The organism is Sinorhizobium fredii USDA 205 (genome assembly GCF_001461695.1).
GTDB lineage: Bacteria > Pseudomonadota > Alphaproteobacteria > Rhizobiales > Rhizobiaceae > Sinorhizobium > Sinorhizobium fredii.
Genome location: NZ_AUTC01000128.1, coordinates 73760 through 91363 on the forward strand (window position 1 = coordinate 73760; position 17604 = coordinate 91363).

The following is a 17604-nucleotide window of genomic DNA, read 5'->3' on the forward strand; positions in this document are numbered from 1 at the left end:
TTACGGGGACTAACAGTTCCTGATCCGCGCCGCGCTTGAACCGCTCTGGCGGCTATGCCATAGGCAATTCTCGACATTTTGCCGCACCCATCTTTGGTGGCGTGGTGCGGCGCCATCGACATTCGGAAATCTGGCATCGGCCCCGGCCGGTCCAGGCAGACAGTATTGGGGACATTCCATGGCTCAGGCATCGGGTCTGATGAATGGCAAGCGCGGCGTCATCATGGGCGTCGCAAACAATCGCTCGATTGCGTGGGGCATCGCCAAGGCTTTGTCTGAAGCGGGCGCTGACATTGCGCTAACATGGCAGGGCGATGCGCTGAAGAAGCGCGTCGAGCCGCTGGCGCAGGAACTCGGCGCCTTCATGGCCGGACATTGCGATGTGACCGACCTTGCTACGATCGACGCCGTTTTCGCGGCGCTCGAGGAGAAATGGGGCAAGATCGATTTCGTCGTCCACGCGATCGCCTTCTCCGACAAGGATGAACTGACGGGCCGCTACCTCGACACGAGCCGCGACAACTTCACCCGGACGATGGATATTTCCGTCTACTCCTTCACGGCCGTTGCGGCGCGTGCCGAGCGCATCATGAATGACGGCGGCTCGATGCTGACGCTCACCTATTACGGCGCCGAAAAGGTGATGCCGCATTACAACGTCATGGGCGTCGCCAAGGCGGCGCTCGAAGCAAGCGTGCGCTATCTCGCCGTCGATCTCGGCAACCGCGGCATCCGCGTCAATGCGATCTCGGCCGGCCCGATCAAGACGCTTGCCGCCTCCGGCATCGGCGATTTCCGCTATATCCTCAAGTGGAACGAGTACAATGCGCCGCTGAAGCGAACCGTTTCGATCGAGGAGGTCGGCAATTCGGCGCTCTATCTCCTGTCCGACCTGTCGACCGGTGTCACCGGCGAGGTGCATCATGTCGATTCCGGCTATCATACGGTCGGCATGAAAGCGGTCGACGCTCCGGACATTTCCGTCCTGAAGGATTGATCGCTACTTGACTGCAACTGCCTGATTCCCTGTATCGAATTCGATCCGGATCAGGCGGCGGGCCAGGGGCGACGGCGACCTTCGCGTGCCTGATAAGACGCGCCGCACGGTGGGCGGCGGCCTCATCCGGAGTGAACACTGTGCTGATCTACATGGTTCGCCACGGCCAGACGGACTGGAATGCCGAGAGCCGTCTTCAGGGACAGAAGGACATTCCCCTCAACGAAACCGGTCGCCAGCAGGCGACCGGCAACGGCGCTGCCCTGGGCGAGATCCTCGGGCGCGATGCGGCCGGCTTTGATTTCGTCAGCAGTCCGCTCGGTCGAACGCGTGAAACTATGGAGCGCCTCAGGCGGGCCATGGGGCTCGACCCGTTCACCTATCGCACCGACGAGCGGCTGAAGGAGGTGTCCTTCGGCGCCTGGGAGGGCTTTACACTTGCGGATCTGAAGCGCCGGGTACCGGAGCGCATCGCCGCGAGACGGGTGGCGAAATGGGATTTCATACCGCCCGGGGCGGATGCGGAAAGCTATGAAATCCTCTCCTGGCGCGTCGGTGCCTGGCTGAAGGGTGTGAGAGAGCCCACCGTCTGCGTCAGCCACGGCGGGGTTATTCGTACGCTGTTCAAGCTGCTCGGAGAAATGGAGCCGGATGAGGCGGCGGCAGCAGCCATCCCGCAAGACCGGCTGCTGAAGATCGTCGACGGCTCGATCAACTGGCTTTGAAAAAATCGAAAGGCCCGACCACCTGTCCGGCCGATCGGCGGAACATCCTACTGGACGATCTCCAGGTCGTTGATGACGCGCTTGCCATCGACTTCCGTGTAGAAGACGAGGACCTTGACGCCGGCTTCCAGCCCCTCGAAGTTGAATTCCTCGGGCGCCTGGTAGCTCTTGCCGTCGTCGAGCGAGAGGCTCAGTCGCTCGGTGTCGATATTGGTGATCACGGCCTCGACGTCGGCGCTTTCGGCGTGGACCGAGAGGGGCGAAAGCAAGCTTGCGGTAGCCATGAGCGTCGCAATGACAAATCGCATCTTCCTTGCCCTTATCCATGATTTTGCGAATTTTCTTGTCATCACCCTTTGATCCCCGATTGTGGCAAAAGTTCTTTTCGCCATGGTTTTTTAGGATTTAAGCTGCTGATTCCGAGAGTGCTTTCGGCGAAAGGGAGAGTGAACGCGAGCCGCGCGGATTTCAAGCGGCCGGAACGGGAATGCGCTTGCTGTACGTCTTGCCGAGGGCGGTGCCGCAGGGTTTTCCAAAGAAAGATCACGAAGGCCGTCGTGGCGGTTCGGCGGCGAGGCAGAGGCGCTACGATCCGGGATCGGTGCTCTACAGCGCCGCGCGCCTTATCAGGCACGCAAAGGTCGCTGTAGTGCTTTGAATTGCTGCATGTCTTTGTCCTTAAATCGAGGTCGATTTAATGAGACATGCAGTAGGCGAATCGCGGGCAAGTCTCGCCGCGACTGCGGAAGCCCTTTTCCCGATGAGCGCTTTACACTAAGAGAAGTCGCGCGCCTTGCGTGGCGTCGGAGGCAGAATGACGAATGCGAAGTGGTTCGCGTTCTGCTCTCACTGGATTAGAATCGATCCGAAGGGATTGGATCAGCCTGTCCGATCTCTCGGGTCCTGAGCACGGTAGCCGTCATGTCGCACAATACCTTCGGTCATCTCTTCCGCGTCACCACCTGGGGCGAGAGCCACGGGCCGGCGCTCGGCTGCGTCGTCGACGGGTGCCCGCCCGGCATACGCTTCACGCTCGCCGAAATTCAGGCCTGGCTCGACAGACGCAAGCCCGGCCAGTCGCGCTTCGTGACCCAGCGTCGCGAAGACGACCTCGTGAAGGTTCTATCCGGCGTCATGCTCGACGAAGACGGCGAGACGATGATCTCCACCGGCGCGCCGATCTCGATGATGATCGAGAACACTGACCAGCGCTCGAAGGACTATTCGGAAATCGCCAAGCGCTACCGCCCGGGTCATGCCGACTATACCTACGACGTCAAATACGGCATTCGCGACTATCGCGGCGGCGGCCGTTCCTCGGCACGCGAGACGGCCGCGCGCGTGGCGGCAGGCGGCATCGCCCGCAAGGTGGTGCCGGGCCTCGTCGTGCGTGCCGCGCTCGTGCAGATCGGCAAGCACCGGATCAATCGTGCCAATTGGGACTGGGCCGAGGTCAACAACAACCCGTTCTTTGCGCCGGACCCGGCAATCGTCCCCGTATGGGAGGAATATCTCGACGGCATTCGCAAGGCCGGCTCTTCGATGGGGGCGGTCGTCGAAGTGATTGCCGAGGGCGTACCGGCCGGCATCGGTGCACCGATCTACAGCAAGCTCGACCAGGACATCGCTTCGAACCTGATGTCGATCAACGCCGTCAAGGGCGTCGAGATCGGCGATGGTTTTGCCACGGCCGAATTGAGCGGCGAGGAGAACGCCGACGAGATGCGCGTCGGCTCGGACGGCGAGCCGGTGTTTCTTTCCAACCATGCCGGCGGCATCCTCGGGGGTATCGCGACCGGCCAGCCGGTCGTTGCGCGTCTGGCGATCAAGCCGACCTCGTCCATTCTGACCGAGCGCCGCTCCATCGACAGCGACGGCAACGAGGTCGACGTGCGCACCAAGGGTCGCCACGATCCCTGCGTCGGGATCAGGGCCGTGCCGATCGGCGAAGCCATGCTTGCCTGCACGATCGCCGATCACTATCTGCGCGACCGGGGCCAAACCGGCCGGCTGAAGTAACTTTCTGGAGAAGAGTGAAGATGTCGTATGACCAGAAGCGCGTCGTCGAGGCTATTCGCGCCTTTGAGGCCGGCGAGATCGTCGTCGTCACCGATGACGGCGGGCGCGAGAACGAAGGCGACCTGATCGTTGCGGCGGTGCACTGCACGCCGGAGAAGATGGCCTTCATCGTCAGGCATACCTCGGGCATCGTCTGTGCGCCGATGCCGCGCGATGAGGCGAAACGCCTCAACCTGAATGCGATGGTCGCCGAGAACGATTCCGCTCACACCACGGCCTTTACGGTTTCCGTCGACTTCAAGCACGGGACGACCACCGGCATTTCTGCCGACGATCGCACCTTGACAGTGAGAAACCTTGCCAATCCGAATGTCGGAGCGACGGATTTCGTCCGGCCAGGCCATATCTTTCCGCTGGTGGCGCGCGAGGGCGGCGTGTTGATGCGCTCCGGCCACACCGAGGCGGCCGTCGACCTGTGCAAGCTCGCGAGCCTGCCGCCGATCGGCGTCATCTGCGAACTCGTCAATGACGACGGCACCGTGACGCGCGGTCCGCAGGTGGAGGCATTCGCCGAAACGCACGGTCTGAAGCAAGTCTCCGTTGCCGATCTCATTGCTTACCGCCAGCGCAAGGAGACCCTGATCGAGAAGGCCAACAGCTTCGCGATCGAGACGGCCTACGGCAAGGCGAAGGCCCATACCTATTCACTGCCCTGGGATCCGATGCAGCATCTCGCCGTCGTTTTCGGCGACGTTCGCGACGGCGTCGATATTCCTGTCCGTCTTCACCTCGAGAATGTCGGCGCGGACGTCTTCGGCAATGACCGCCAGATCGACGAGATCATGAAGCGCATCGCCGGCGAGGGTAGGGGCGTTATCGTCTATCTGCGCGAGGGCTCGGTCGGCGTCGGCGTCTCGCAGACGGCGCGAAAGGGCAAGCATGAACGCGAGGCCCATTCGGAAGCGCAGGCTCGCGAAAGCGAATGGCTGGAAATCGGTCTCGGCGCCCAGATCCTCAAGGACCTCGGCATCACCTCCATCCGCCTCCTCTCGTCTCGTGCGCGTCACTATGTCGGCCTCGAAGGCTTCGGCATCAAGATTGCCGCGACCGAGATCCTGTAGCGCGTACTGCGAGTCACAGAAGCCGCGCATCCAAAGGAGCGCGGCTTCGTCATTTCGGCAGTTGACCGGGAATTACGGAAGCGCGTCGTAGCCCTCGCCGAAGCCTTTGAGGTCGACCGGAATGCCGACCCCTTCCTCCGGCGACTGGAAGACGATGAAGGTTGCCGTCCCACCGGCGCGCAGCGTCTTCAATAGCTCATCCTCAAGCACGACCTCGGCATAACAGCCGTCGGAGAAGCAGCGGACGAAGTAGGCGCGGCCGATATCCTTGCCATCGACGTTGAGGCCGAGGCCGTTGGGCAGAAGCACGCCGAGCGGCGCCAGAACGCGAAGGATCTTCGCCTTGCGGTCGGCGGTCTTGAGAACGACGACCGAGAGCCCGACCTCGGGCCGGTCCTCGGCGATGACGTTTTGCATCAGCGCGCATTGTTCCGCCGAGGCGCCGGCCGGCTGATCGCAGACGATCGACCAGGCGCCGTGGTTCGACTTGACGGTCCCCGGTGTCGCGGCGGATTGCTGGGCCATGCTTGCGGTGGGTAAGACGAAGGCGGCAATTCCGAGCGCGACCAAAGCGGGCAGCCGGGAGAAGAGGGACAGGCCCATGTAAACCTCAAAACGTCGAATCATTCGGGCTATTCTTGAAGCGCATAGAGATAAATGAAAAGCCCTGCCTCTTACATTCCAGCGGCATATGGCCGAAATTGGGCCTCTCTCGCTCGTATCGGGCGCAGCGGAGGGTTCTCCTTGGCCGCCCTGCGGAAGGGCGCCCGTGTGGCAGGGCGTCAGACCAGCTGCGGACCACAGCCCCAAGCCAATCTCGATGCGGCGCGAAGGGGGCGGCGGGAAAACTTGGCTTTGTGCAAAAATGCCGCACGAGGTTCATTGCACAGATGTTGCGGCGCTGGTCAAACTGTGGTTTGAAGCGCTTCCAGTATCGCAGGGATTCTGCGTTCCGGGTTTGATCCTGATCAAGCGCATTGGGGAGACGTAATTGTGAAAAACAAGGCCTATGCAGTTCTGGCAGCGCTTGCCTGTCTGCTTTTTGCTTCGAGCGCCTTTGCTGACAAGCCTGTCGACTGGCAGACAGGCTTTCAGGCGGCTGCGACGGGCATCATGGAAGAAATCACGTGGTTTGAGCAATATACCCTGTGGTTCATCATTCCGATCACGCTCCTGGTCCTCCTGCTGCTGATCGTCGTCGTCGTGAAGTTCCGCGAGGGCGCCAATCCCGTTCCTTCCCGCACCAGCCACAATACGGCGATCGAGGTCATCTGGACCGTCGGTCCGGTCATCATCCTGCTGTTCCTCGCCATTCCCTCCTTCAAGCTTCTGAACGCGCAGCTCACGCCGCCGCAGAATCCGGACCTGACGGTCAAGGCGACCGGCAACCAGTGGTACTGGTCGTACGAATATGAAGTCGGCGAAAATCCGCTGTCCTTCGACAGCCTGCTCCTGAAGGACGAGGATCGCGCCAGTGCCGGCAAGGAAGACAAGGCCGCTTATCCGCGCCTGCTCGCCGTCGACAACGAAGTCGTCGTGCCGGTCGGCAAGACCGTCCGTCTCCTGGTCACGGCCGCAGACGTCATCCATGCCTTCGCCATGCCGGCCTTCGGCGTGAAGATCGACGCCGTTCCGGGCCGTCTCAATGAAACCTGGTTCAAGGCGGACCGCGAAGGCCTCTACTACGGCCAGTGTTCCGAGCTCTGCGGCAAGGATCATGCCTATATGCCGATCGCCGTCCGCGTGGTTTCGCAGGAGAAATACGACGCCTGGCTCGCCGCCGCCGCAACCAATCTCGGCGAAGCGAACAAGGCGCTCATGGCGTCCATCGACGGCGCGGCCAAGACCGTTGACGTCGCCGCAAACGCCGCACAGTAATCGGAAGGGGAGCTCGACCCATGGCTGGAACAGCCGTTCATCACGATCACCGTCATGATCATTCCGATCATGCCCATGATGCCGACCACGCCCACAAGCCGCTGACCTTCTTTCAGCGCTGGTTCCTGTCGACCAATCACAAGGACATCGGCACCCTCTACCTGATCTTCGCGATCATCGCCGGCCTCATCGGCGGTACGCTGTCGGTCTTCATGCGCGCCGAACTGCAGGAGCCGGGCATCCAGATCTTCCACGGTCTGGCGCAGATGGTCTACGGCTTCGAGGGCGATGCTGCCATCGACGGCGGCAAGCACATGTTCAACGTGTTCACCACCGCCCACGCACTGATCATGATCTTTTTCATGGTCATGCCGGCGTTGATCGGTGGCTTCGCCAACTGGATGGTGCCGATCATGATCGGTGCCCCGGACATGGCCTTCCCGCGCATGAACAACATCTCGTTCTGGCTGATCGTGCCGGCCTTCCTGCTCGTGCTGCTTTCGATGTTCGTCGAAGGTCCGGCGGGTGCCTATGGGGCCGGTGGCGGCTGGACGATCTATCCGCCGTTCTCGACGTCCGGCATGCCGGGGCCGGCCATGGATCTGGCGATCCTCGGCCTGCACATCGCCGGCGCCTCGTCGATCCTCGGCGCGATCAACTTCATCACCACGATCCTGAACATGCGCGCTCCGGGCATGACGCTGCACAAGATGCCGCTCTTTGCCTGGTCGGTTCTGATCACCGCCTTCCTGCTCCTGCTGTCGCTGCCGGTTCTGGCTGGCGCCATCACCATGCTTCTGACCGACCGCAACTTCGGCACGGCCTTCTTCGCGCCCGAAGGCGGCGGCGATCCGATCCTGTTCCAGCACCTGTTCTGGTTCTTCGGTCACCCGGAAGTGTACATCCTGATCCTGCCGGGCTTCGGCATCGTCAGTCACATCATCTCGACCTTCTCGCGCAAGCCGATCTTCGGCTATCTCGGCATGGCCTATGCCATGGTCGCGATCGGCGCCGTCGGCTTCATCGTGTGGGCGCACCACATGTATACCGTCGGCATGTCGCTCGAGACGCAGCGTTACTTCGTCTTCGCGACGATGGTCATCGCGGTTCCGACCGGCGTGAAGATCTTCTCCTGGATCGCGACGATGTGGGGCGGCTCGATCCGCTTCACGACCCCGATGGTCTGGGCGATCGGATTCATCTTCCTCTTCACCGTTGGCGGCGTCACGGGCGTTCAGCTCGCCAATGCCGGCCTCGACCGTGCGCTTCACGACACCTACTACGTGGTTGCCCACTTCCACTACGTTCTGTCGCTCGGCGCCGTCTTTGCGATCTTCGCGGCCTGGTACTACTGGTTCCCGAAGATGAGCGGCTACATGTATTCCGAATTCCTCGGCAAGCTGCATTTCTGGGTGATGTTCGCCGGTGTGAACCTGATCTTCTTCCCGCAGCACTTCCTGGGGCTTGCCGGCATGCCGCGCCGCTACATCGACTATCCGGATGCCTTTGCCGGATGGAACATGGTATCGTCCTACGGCTCCTACATCGCCGCCGTCGGCGTGCTGATCTTCCTCTACGGCGTCGCCGAGGCCTTCGCGAAGAAGCGCGTCGCGGGCGACAATCCGTGGGGTGAGGGCGCCAACACGCTGGAATGGCAGCTGTCTTCGCCGCCGCCGTTCCACCAGTGGGAACAACTCCCGCGGATCAAGTGACGGACAACGAACAGAAGCCGCCGGTCACGGCGGCTTCTCCCCGCCGGCCTTCCGGCATGATGCGGCCCATCCGGCCGCAGCAGGTTCAGGAAAGAGACATGACGCTCATCGACAATCACGAGGCAGTCGGCATGGAAGGCGCAGCGCGCCTGTCCGAAGCCTCTGCGCGCGATTACTTCGAGCTCCTGAAGCCGCGCGTCATGTCTCTTGTCGTATTTACCGCCTTTGCGGGACTCGTCCTTGCGCCAGGACAAATAAATCCGTTCATCGGCTTCATCGCCATCCTCTGCATTGCCGTGGGCGCCGGTGCCTCCGGGGCGCTGAACATGTGGTATGACGCCGATATCGATGCCGTGATGAGCCGTACCGCCAAGCGTCCCATCCCGGCCGGCAAGATCCTGCCGCAGGAAGCGCTCGCATTCGGGCTGACCTTGTCGGCATTCTCCGTGATGATCCTTGGGCTCGCCGTCAATTGGCTTGCAGCCGGGTTGCTCGCCTTCACGATCTTCTTCTACGTGGTCATCTACACGATGTGGCTGAAGCGTTCGACGCCACAGAACATTGTCATCGGCGGCGCAGCCGGGGCCTTCCCGCCGATGATCGGCTGGGCCTGCGTGACCGGCGGCGTGTCGGTCGAGAGCATCGTGCTCTTCCTGATCATCTTCCTTTGGACGCCGGCTCATTTCTGGGCACTGGCGCTCTTCAAGATGGGCGACTACGGTGCCGTCGGCGTGCCGATGATGCCGAACGTCTGCGGTGAGGCGACGACCAAGCGGCAGATCGTCGTCTATGCACTTCTGACCGCGCTGAGCGGCATCTGTCCTACCCTGCTCGGTTTTGCGAGCCTTGGATACGGAGCCTTCGCGACCGCCCTTGGCCTCGGCCTAATCTGGTATTCGCTCGCCGTGCTGCGCATGCCCGAAGCCGACAAGCGAATGCTGCCGGCCAAGAAGCTCTTCGCCTTCTCGATCGCCTATCTCTTCGCCATTTTCTCGGCCCTGCTCGTGGACTACGTGATCGCCCATGCCTGGCTCAATGCCGGAGGTCTCATCTGATGGAAACCCTCAAACTCAGCGAAGCCCAGAAGAAGTCGCGCCGCGGCCGCAACATCGCGCTCGGCCTGGTGCTCGCCGGTCTCGTTGGGCTGTTCTATGTCGTCACGCTGATCAAGTTCGGCGGCGGCATGGCTCATTGAAGGTACGGCCCGTGACGAACACCCGGCAAACACCCCCGAAGGAGCGCGCCAACGGCGTCATCGTCGGCGCCTGCCTCGCCTTCGCAGCCGGCATGGTCGGGATGGCCTATGCGGCCGTGCCGCTTTACGACATGTTCTGCCGGGTGACGGGCTACAACGGTACGACGCAGCGCGTCGAGCAGGCTTCGGACGTCATTCTCGACGAAAAGATCAAGGTGACCTTCGACGCCAATGTCGGGCCGGGACTGGCATGGGATTTCAAGCCGGTTCAGCGCGACATCGACGTCAGGATCGGCGAGACCGTGCAGGTCATGTACCGAGCGAAGAACCTTTCGTCGAAGCCGGCGACCGGCCAGGCGACGTTCAATGTGACGCCGATGGCGGCAGGCGCCTATTTCAACAAGGTGCAATGCTTCTGCTTCACCGAGACGACGCTCAAGCCCGGCGAGGAGATGGAGATGCCCGTCGTCTTCTTCGTCGATCCGGAGATCGTCAAGCCGGTCGAGACCAAGGATATCAAGACGTTGACGCTATCCTACACCTTCTATCCGCGCGAGCCGTCCAAGCCGCTCGCCGCCGTGAAGGACGAGGAAACTGAGAACAGACTTTGACAGGACGCCCGTTTCGGCTATGCCGGGTGGGCGACAAGAGAGGACTATCGGGGATTACTGACATGGCCGGAGCGCATCAGAAGAATCACGACTACCACATCATCGATCCGAGCCCGTGGCCGTTGCTCGCCTCCATCGGCGCCTTCGTCATGGCTTTCGGCGGCGTCGGTCTCATGCGTTACGCTGCCGGCGGTTCGTTCAAGCTGTTTGGCCTCGAACTTGCCAATCCGTGGCTCTTCCTGATCGGTCTGGCGATCGTCCTCTACACGATGTTCGGCTGGTGGTCGGACACGATCAAGGAAGGCCGCGAAGGTCATCACACACGCGTCGTGTCGCTGCACCTGCGCTATGGCATGATCATGTTCATCGCCTCCGAGGTGATGTTCTTCGCCGCCTGGTTCTGGGCCTTCTTCGATGCGAGCCTTTTTGCCGGCGAACCCATTCAGGCCGCTCGCGCCGCCTATACCGGCGGCGTCTGGCCGCCGAAAGGCATCGAAGTCCTCGATCCCTGGCATCTGCCGCTCTACAACACGGTCATCCTGCTGCTTTCCGGCACGACCGTCACCTGGGCACACCATGCGCTGCTGCACAACGACCGCAAGGGCCTGATCTCCGGGCTGACGCTGACGGTGCTGCTCGGCGTTCTGTTCTCCTTCGTCCAGGGTTATGAATACGCGCACGCCCCGTTCGCCTTCCGCGATTCGATCTATGGCGCCACCTTCTTCATGGCGACCGGCTTCCACGGCTTCCACGTTCTCGTCGGCACCATCTTCCTGCTGGTCTGCCTGTTCCGGGCACTGGGTGGCGGCTTCAGCCAGCAGCATCACTTCGGCTTCGAAGCGGCTGCCTGGTACTGGCACTTCGTTGACGTGGTCTGGCTGTTCCTGTTCTTCTCCATCTACATCTGGGGTGGATGGGGCGCGCCGATCGCTCACGGCTAAGACCGGCGCGGTGTGAAGATAAGGGGCGGCTGCGGCGACGTGGTCGCCCTATTTCGTTAGCGAGTTATGGTCGGACGATGAAGAACGCGTATGTGTGGCCTCTTGCGGCGGCGCTGCTTTTGGCGGGGCTGTTTCCGGCGCTGGGTGCTGAAACCGCCGATAAGGTCGTCGTCTACAAGGAGCGCCGCGTGCTGCAACTGTTCCAGGGCGAGCGGCTTCTGCGCGAATTTCCGATCGCGCTTGGCGGCAATCCCGTTGGACACAAGATGCGGGAAGGCGATCGGCGGACGCCGGAGGGGAGCTACGTTCTGGACTGGCGCAACGACGCGAGCAGCTTCTACCGCTCCATGCACGTTTCCTATCCCGCGCCCGAGGACGTTGAGGCCGCCGCTGCCAAGGGCGTGGATCCGGGCGGCATGATCATGGTCCATGGCCAGCCCAACTATCTCGGCTGGCTGGCCTTTTTGACGCAGATGTTCGATTGGACGGACGGCTGCATTGCCGTTACCAATGCCGAGATGGACGAAATCTGGGACATGGTCCCGAACAATACGGCGATCGAGATCAATCCATGAATGACGACAAGGCGCTGTACCCGCCGGTTGAGCCGATTGTGGCGGGAATCAAGGGACTTTGCCCGCGTTGTGGTCAGGGCCGTGTTTTCGACGGCTTCCTGAAGGTTCGGCGGGCTTGCGAGAATTGCGAACTCGACTATCGCTTTGCCGATTCCGGCGACGGACCCGTCGTTTTCGTCATCCTCATCGTCGGCTTCATCGTCGTTGGGGCGGCGCTGTGGACGGAGGTCAACGTCAATCCGCCGCTATGGCTGCACTTCCTGCTCTGGATACCCTTGGCGACGGTATTCAGCCTTGCGCTGACGAGGATGTTGAAGGGCGTGCTGATCAATCTGCAGTATCGCAACAATGCGCGCTCGGGCGAAATCGACCGTGACTGAGGCGTATCAGTCGACTTCACGCGGCCGCTTCGGACGGATTGCCGGTCTCGTCCTTGTCGTGATCGCCTTCGTCGTGCTCGTCTCCCTCGGCACATGGCAGGTAGAGCGGCTGCAGTGGAAGGAGGCGCTGATCGCGGCGATCGCGGAACGCCGCTCGGCGCCGCCGGTCTCTGTTGAGGATATCGAGGCCATGACTTCGGCCGGTGAGGACGTCGACTATCGCGCCACGCGCGTGTCCGGCGTCTACGATCACGACAAGGAGCGGCACTTCTTTGCCACGCATGAGGGGCGCACAGGATACTACGTCTTCACGCCGCTGATGCTGGCGGACGGCCGCGCCCTGTTCGTCAACCGCGGCTTCGTGCCGTTCGAGAAGAAGGACGCCGCGACGCGGCCCGAGGGCGAGGTTACCGGAACCGTGACCATCGATGGCCTGGCGCGCTCGCGGCTTTCGGAGAAACCGTCGTCACTGGTGCCCGATAACGACATCGCAAAAAACATCTTTTATTGGAAGGATCTCGACGCGATGGCCAGCACGGCCGGCATTGCCGCCGACCGCGTCCTGCCCTTCTTCGTCGATGCGGATGCTTCGAAAAATCCGGGCGGCCTGCCGATTGGCGGGGTGACGCAGTTCGATCTGCCGAACAACCACCTCCAATATGCGCTCACCTGGTACGGCCTCGCGGCGGCGCTCCTCGTCGTTTGCGGAGCATATCTTTATCGCCAGCGACGCAGAGATATTTCCGAAAAGTGACATGGGGAACGAATGGGTATTCTCGTCGTAATCCTGATTGCGCTTACCGCTTTGCTGCACGTCGGCTTTCTCGTGCTCGAAATGTTTCTTTGGACGAAGCCCCAAGGTAAGGCGGTCTTCCGCATGACGGCGGAGCGGGCCGAGACGACGCGGGTGCTTGCGGCCAATCAGGGGCTCTATAACGGGTTCCTGGCCGCGGGTCTTCTCTGGTCGCTGCTCCAACCGGAACCGGCCTTTGCCCTGCAGTTGAAGGTCTTCTTTCTTGTGTGCGTGATCGTTGCCGCTATATATGGCGCATGGTCGGTCAAGCCCCGTATTCTTCTCGTGCAGGGCGGTCCGGCAATGCTCGCCCTCCTGTTCGTTCTACTGGCGTCCTGATTCATGGCCTCATCCACGGCAGAAAGATCCCCGATCACCATACGTCTCTGCGGGCCGCGCGGCTTCTGCGCCGGCGTCGACAGGGCGATCCAGATCGTCGTGCTGGCGCTCAAGGAATTCGGCGCTCCCGTCTATGTCCGCCACGAGATCGTGCATAACCGCTATGTCGTGGAAGGGCTGGAGGCCAAGGGGGCGATCTTCGTCGAGGAGCTCGACGAGATTCCGCCTGAACATCGCAGACAGCCGGTCGTGTTCTCCGCCCACGGGGTGCCGAAATCGGTGCCGGCCGATGCCGACCAACGCAACCTCTTCTATCTCGACGCCACCTGTCCGCTGGTCTCGAAAGTGCACAAGCAGGCGATGCGCCACCATAGGCTGGGGCGGCATGTGGTGCTGATCGGCCATGCCGGGCATCCGGAGGTCATCGGCACGATGGGGCAATTGCCTGAAGGCACAGTCTCTCTCATCGAGACGGTGGAGGACGCCGACGCCTATGTGCCGCCGGATCCGGACAATCTCGGCTTCGTGACGCAGACGACGCTGTCGGTGGACGACACCGCGGGAGTCATCAAGCGCTTGCATGAGCGTTTCCCGAACCTGACGGCGCCGGCGGCAGATTCGATCTGCTACGCCACGACCAACCGCCAGGAGGCGGTCAAGCAGGCCGCCCCCGGCTGCGATCTGTTCCTGGTCGTCGGCGCCCCCAACTCGTCCAATTCCAAGCGGCTGGTCGAAGTGGCGTTGCGGGCAGGGGCGAAGCATGCCGTCCTCGTGCAGCGCGCCTCGGAGATCGACTGGGACGGCCTTGGCGACATCGCCACCGTCGGGCTTTCGGCCGGCGCCTCGGCCCCGGAAGTGATCGTCAACGAGATCATCGAGGCGTTCCGCGAGCGCTATCGGGCGACGGTCGAGCTTGCCGATACGGTCGAGGAAAACGAGAACTTCCTCGTCAATCGCGAGCTTCGCCATGTCGAACTGACCGCCGCCGACATGGCCTTCGTCAACGGCGAATAGAGGGACGATAAATCGTTCCGCTCCAATCCTTGGAATTCCTTTTCCGAAAGTAGCGACCTTGGCAGTTTACACCGATATCACGGAAGACGAGTTGGCCGGCTTTCTGGCAGCCTATGATGTGGGAACGCTCACCTCCTACAAGGGCATCGCCGAAGGCGTGGAGAATTCGAACTTCCTTCTCCATACGACCAAGGGCTCCTACATCCTCACGCTTTACGAAAAGCGGGTGAATGCCGATGACCTGCCGTTCTTCCTGGGGTTGATGCACCATCTCGCCGAATGGGGGCTTTCCTGCCCGCTGCCCTTGCCGCGCGCCGATGGCGCGCTGCTCGGCACGCTGTCCGGCCGGCCGGCCGCCGTCATCTCCTTCCTCGAAGGCATGTGGCTGAGAAAGCCCGAGGCGCAGCATTGCCGTGAAGTCGGTCGGGCGCTCGCCTCGATGCACGAGGCTGGCGAAGGGTTTCCCTTGAAGCGGGCCAACGCGCTCTCCGTCGGCGGCTGGCGGCCGCTCTGGCGAAATTCGGAGGCGCGTGCCGATGAGGTGCAAGACGGGTTGAAGGTGGAGATCGCGGCGGAGCTCGGCTATCTCGAAGAACATTGGCCGAGAAGCCTGCCGGAGGGCGTGATCCATGCCGATCTCTTCCCGGACAACGTCTTCTTCCTCGGCGATCGCCTTTCCGGTCTGATCGATTTCTACTTCGCCTGCAACGACTTCCTCGCCTACGATATCGCAGTCTGCCTGAACTCCTGGTGCTTCGAGAAGAACGGCTCCTACAACATCACCAAGGGCATGGCCATGCTCTCCGGTTACGAGAGCGTGCGAAAGCTGACGGCAGAGGAGGTGGCGGCCCTGCCGCTGCTGGCGCGTGGCTCGGCGCTGCGCTTCTTCCTGACGCGCCTCTACGACTGGCTGATGACGCCGGCCGGCGCGCTGGTGGTCAAGAAGGACCCGCTCGAATATCTGACGAAGCTCCGCTTCCATCGGGCCGTCGTATCGAGCGCCGAATACGGCCTGAGACGCGACGAGGCTTTGCAATGAAGCACGTCGACATCTTTACCGACGGCGCCTGCTCGGGAAACCCCGGGCCCGGTGGCTGGGGTGCGGTGCTGCGCTACGGCGAGGTGGAGAAGGAGATGTTCGGTGGCGAAGCGGAGACCACCAACAACCGCATGGAGCTGATGGCGGCGATCTCGGCCCTGAACGCGCTGAAGCAGCCCTGCGAGGTCGATCTGCACACCGACAGCAAATATGTCATGGACGGCATCTCGAAATGGATTCACGGCTGGAAGCGCAACGGCTGGAAAACCGGCGACAGGAAGCCGGTGAAGAACGGCGAGCTATGGCAGGCGCTCGATGAGGCGAGGGACCGCCACCAGGTTACCTGGCACTGGGTCAAGGGGCACGCCGGCCATCCGGAGAACGAGAGGGCCGATGAACTCGCCCGCAAGGGCATGGAGCCGTTCAAGAAACCGGGCCGCATGGCTGCGGTGAAGTAGCGCCGCTGAAGCGCGTCGGCCCCTCATCCGCCTGCCGGCACCTTCTCCCCTCGCACGGGGCGAAGGGACTTGCCGCGCCGTCTCAATCCCCTCTCCCCGCATGCGGGGAGAGGGTTAGTCCTCGGGTTAAACCCGAGGAGAGGGGCATTCCGCCCGGTTTGCGCGTCGGCCGATCAAAGCTGCTCCAACATCGCCGCAGCACCCGATACTGTCGCCTGACCGGGCGCGTCTTCGACATTCAGCGCCTTGACCACGCCGTCCTCGACCAGCATCGAATAGCGCTTCGAGCGGATGCCGAGCGTGCCGGCCGAGAGGTCGATATCCAGGCCAAGCGCCTTGGTGAAGGCAGCGTTCCAGTCGGACAGGAAATGGATCTTGCCCATGCCGCCGGACGTCGTTGCCCAGGCGCCCATCACATGCAGGTCGTTGACGGCGACCACGGCGATATCGTCGACGCCGCGCGCGATGATCGCGTCGCGGTTCTCGAGATAGCCGGGAAGGTGATTGAGCGAGCAGGTCGGGGTGAACGCCCCCGGCACGGCGAAAAGGACGACGCGCTTGCCCTTGAAGAGCTGGTCGGTGGTTACCTCGACCGGGCCGTCGGCGGTCTTTTCCTTGAAGGTTGCGTTGGGCAGCGTGTCTCCGACAGCGATGGTCACGGGTCTCTCCTCGATTTCACTTCATGGTTCGGCCTTGGGGCGCCGAGCCTGCGAGCGACTATAGGAGCGCGTCAGTCAAAGGCAAGCGTGGTTTCCATGCTGCGATCGCCGGCGCGCACCGTGAGCGCAATCGGTTTGCCGGCAATCTTCCGGTCCTTGCCGGAGAGCTTCACAGGAACGTCGACACGGCGCTCAGCGCCGCCCTGGTCGGCCACGACAGGTGGACCGAAGGAGAACCCCGCTGGCCCGGCGAGGAAAATCTCCGGTTTGCCTGCGTCTTGCGGGAGCCGGAGATCGAGGCGGATGATGCCGGCCTCTTCGTCGAAGGCCGACTTCGTGATCCTGAAGTCGTCCGACGGCGCCTCCGGAAGCGATGCGACGGCCTTCTCGATGCGTGCGCCGTCCAGGGGATTGTCGAAATCGCCGCTCTTGAGGGTGAGATCAAGCGTCCCCTGAACCGGGATACAGATCTCTTCGCAAACGCCGAGGAACACCGAAGCCCGGACCGCCAGATCCTTTTCGTCGCCCACCCGTTTCAGCACCAGCGGGAAAGCAACCGAACTGTCGTAGCCCACATAGCGCCCCGGTCCTTCGCTAAAGGTCTTCGGTGCCGGAAAACGGATCGCCTCCAGGGCGACGCCACCGCTCGGATCGAACGTGATCTGCGGCGGTATGCCGCTCGCTCCTGGGTCGCGCCAATAGGTCTTCCAACCGGGCTCCAGTTTGACTTCGAGAATCGCGGGAATGGAGCCATCCGGCCTTGGTTGGGAGGCCACCAGGCGGAACGCGCCGCCGGGGGAGGTCACCCATGCGCTGCTGGCGGCCTGGGACGGCATTGGCAAAAAAATAGCGGCGAGAAGGCTTGCCTTCGCGAGGCGATGAGCCATCTTCTTGTTGGTTCGGCGTCTGTTCATGGCTTAGCACTAACGCGTTTCAGCGTCCGTCTCTAGCCGCCGCGGCAGCCCGGCGATCATATCTGCTTGATCGGCGACGTCGGGTGATGGGGTTCTGCCCATTTTGGGCTCCAGTTCACGCGGATCTGTTTTCTTTTTGGTCGTTGGAGCCCAAAATCAGCACGGAAAAGCGTCGTGCGTGCAAATATGGGCCGACGCCACGCAGAGACGCTTTTCATTTCGTGCCGAATTGAT

General features: G+C 62.2%; 21 protein-coding genes. 17 read left to right on the forward strand and 4 right to left on the reverse strand.

Annotated elements, in window-relative coordinates; all coding sequences use genetic code 11:
• Positions 1–178: 178 nt before the first annotated feature.
• Both fabI and N181_RS13095 read left to right on the forward strand, forming a co-directional pair.
• Positions 179–997, forward strand: a complete 819-nt coding sequence (gene fabI / locus N181_RS13090) for an enoyl-ACP reductase FabI (protein ID WP_014327587.1) — start codon at positions 179–181, stop codon at positions 995–997.
• Positions 998–1137: 140 nt separating this feature from the next.
• Positions 1138–1722 (forward strand): histidine phosphatase family protein, encoded by a 585-nt coding sequence (locus tag N181_RS13095; protein WP_014327588.1) that lies wholly within the window; start codon positions 1138–1140, stop codon positions 1720–1722.
• A 47-nt stretch (positions 1723–1769) separates the two neighbouring features.
• Here N181_RS13095 and N181_RS13100 read toward each other — a convergent pair whose 3' ends face one another.
• Entirely contained in the window at positions 1770–2030 is a 261-nt protein-coding gene (locus tag N181_RS13100) for a DUF1344 domain-containing protein (protein WP_014761401.1), read from the reverse strand.
• Between the two features lie 613 nt (positions 2031–2643).
• Here N181_RS13100 and aroC point away from each other — a divergent pair.
• Positions 2644–3741, forward strand: a complete 1098-nt coding sequence (gene aroC, locus N181_RS13105; protein ID WP_037392623.1) for a chorismate synthase — start codon at positions 2644–2646, stop codon at positions 3739–3741.
• Positions 3742–3761: 20 nt separating this feature from the next.
• Complete coding sequence (gene ribB, locus N181_RS13110; RefSeq protein ID WP_037392622.1) at positions 3762–4862, forward strand: 3,4-dihydroxy-2-butanone-4-phosphate synthase; 1101 nt, start codon at positions 3762–3764, stop codon at positions 4860–4862.
• Between the two features lie 72 nt (positions 4863–4934).
• On the opposite strand, the gene N181_RS13115 is transcribed toward ribB, so the two are convergent.
• The gene (locus N181_RS13115) at positions 4935–5489 is read right to left on the reverse strand and encodes an invasion associated locus B family protein (protein ID WP_337419109.1); all 555 of its coding nucleotides are present in this window, start codon (positions 5487–5489) and stop codon (positions 4935–4937) included.
• A 366-nt stretch (positions 5490–5855) separates the two neighbouring features.
• Between N181_RS13115 and coxB the strand changes: the two genes are divergently transcribed.
• From coxB to rnhA, 13 genes are all read left to right on the forward strand, one after another.
• On the forward strand, positions 5856–6740 hold the full coding sequence (gene coxB, locus N181_RS13120) for a cytochrome c oxidase subunit II (RefSeq protein WP_014327593.1): 885 nt from the start codon (positions 5856–5858) through the stop codon (positions 6738–6740).
• A 20-nt stretch (positions 6741–6760) separates the two neighbouring features.
• Positions 6761–8452, forward strand: a complete 1692-nt coding sequence (gene ctaD / locus N181_RS13125; RefSeq protein WP_014327594.1) for a cytochrome c oxidase subunit I — start codon at positions 6761–6763, stop codon at positions 8450–8452.
• A gap of 98 nt (positions 8453–8550) precedes the next feature.
• A complete protein-coding gene (locus tag N181_RS13130) occupies positions 8551–9507 on the forward strand; it encodes a heme o synthase (protein WP_041409502.1) in 957 nt (318 codons plus the stop codon).
• Complete coding sequence (locus N181_RS34025) at positions 9507–9647, forward strand: hypothetical protein (RefSeq protein WP_037392604.1); 141 nt, start codon at positions 9507–9509, stop codon at positions 9645–9647. Before N181_RS13130 ends, N181_RS34025 begins: the two co-directional genes overlap by 1 nt.
• A gap of 11 nt (positions 9648–9658) precedes the next feature.
• Positions 9659–10258 (forward strand): cytochrome c oxidase assembly protein, encoded by a 600-nt coding sequence (locus tag N181_RS13140; RefSeq protein WP_037392602.1) that lies wholly within the window; start codon positions 9659–9661, stop codon positions 10256–10258.
• A 62-nt stretch (positions 10259–10320) separates the two neighbouring features.
• Positions 10321–11199: a cytochrome c oxidase subunit 3 gene (locus N181_RS13145; protein ID WP_014327596.1), complete on the forward strand. Its 879-nt coding sequence runs from the start codon at positions 10321–10323 to the stop codon at positions 11197–11199.
• A gap of 77 nt (positions 11200–11276) precedes the next feature.
• Complete coding sequence (locus tag N181_RS13150) at positions 11277–11774, forward strand: L,D-transpeptidase family protein (protein WP_234885975.1); 498 nt, start codon at positions 11277–11279, stop codon at positions 11772–11774.
• A complete protein-coding gene (locus N181_RS13155) occupies positions 11771–12154 on the forward strand; it encodes a DUF983 domain-containing protein (protein WP_037392598.1) in 384 nt (127 codons plus the stop codon). Before N181_RS13150 ends, N181_RS13155 begins: the two co-directional genes overlap by 4 nt.
• Positions 12123–12908, forward strand: coding sequence for an SURF1 family protein (locus N181_RS13160; RefSeq protein WP_037392596.1), 786 nt, complete (start codon positions 12123–12125; stop codon positions 12906–12908). The genes N181_RS13155 and N181_RS13160 overlap by 32 nt, the downstream gene beginning before the upstream one ends.
• A gap of 12 nt (positions 12909–12920) precedes the next feature.
• Positions 12921–13286 carry a DUF1304 domain-containing protein gene (locus N181_RS13165; protein ID WP_037392594.1) on the forward strand — a complete coding sequence of 122 codons (366 nt, stop codon included), beginning with the start codon at positions 12921–12923 and terminating at the stop codon, positions 13284–13286.
• A gap of 3 nt (positions 13287–13289) precedes the next feature.
• Positions 13290–14300 carry a 4-hydroxy-3-methylbut-2-enyl diphosphate reductase gene (ispH, locus tag N181_RS13170; RefSeq protein ID WP_014327601.1) on the forward strand — a complete coding sequence of 337 codons (1011 nt, stop codon included), beginning with the start codon at positions 13290–13292 and terminating at the stop codon, positions 14298–14300.
• Positions 14301–14358: 58 nt separating this feature from the next.
• A complete protein-coding gene (locus N181_RS13175) occupies positions 14359–15339 on the forward strand; it encodes a homoserine kinase (protein ID WP_037392593.1) in 981 nt (326 codons plus the stop codon).
• On the forward strand, positions 15336–15797 hold the full coding sequence (gene rnhA, locus N181_RS13180; protein WP_014327603.1) for a ribonuclease HI: 462 nt from the start codon (positions 15336–15338) through the stop codon (positions 15795–15797). The genes N181_RS13175 and rnhA overlap by 4 nt, the downstream gene beginning before the upstream one ends.
• Positions 15798–15970: 173 nt before the next feature.
• Here the strand turns inward: rnhA and N181_RS13185 are convergent, their stop codons facing one another.
• Both N181_RS13185 and N181_RS13190 read right to left on the reverse strand, forming a co-directional pair.
• Positions 15971–16456, reverse strand: coding sequence for a peroxiredoxin (locus N181_RS13185; protein ID WP_014327604.1), 486 nt, complete (start codon positions 16454–16456; stop codon positions 15971–15973).
• 71 nt (positions 16457–16527) lie between these two features.
• Positions 16528–17370 (reverse strand): protein-disulfide reductase DsbD domain-containing protein, encoded by an 843-nt coding sequence (locus N181_RS13190; protein WP_014327605.1) that lies wholly within the window; start codon positions 17368–17370, stop codon positions 16528–16530.
• Positions 17371–17604: the final 234 nt, after the last annotated feature.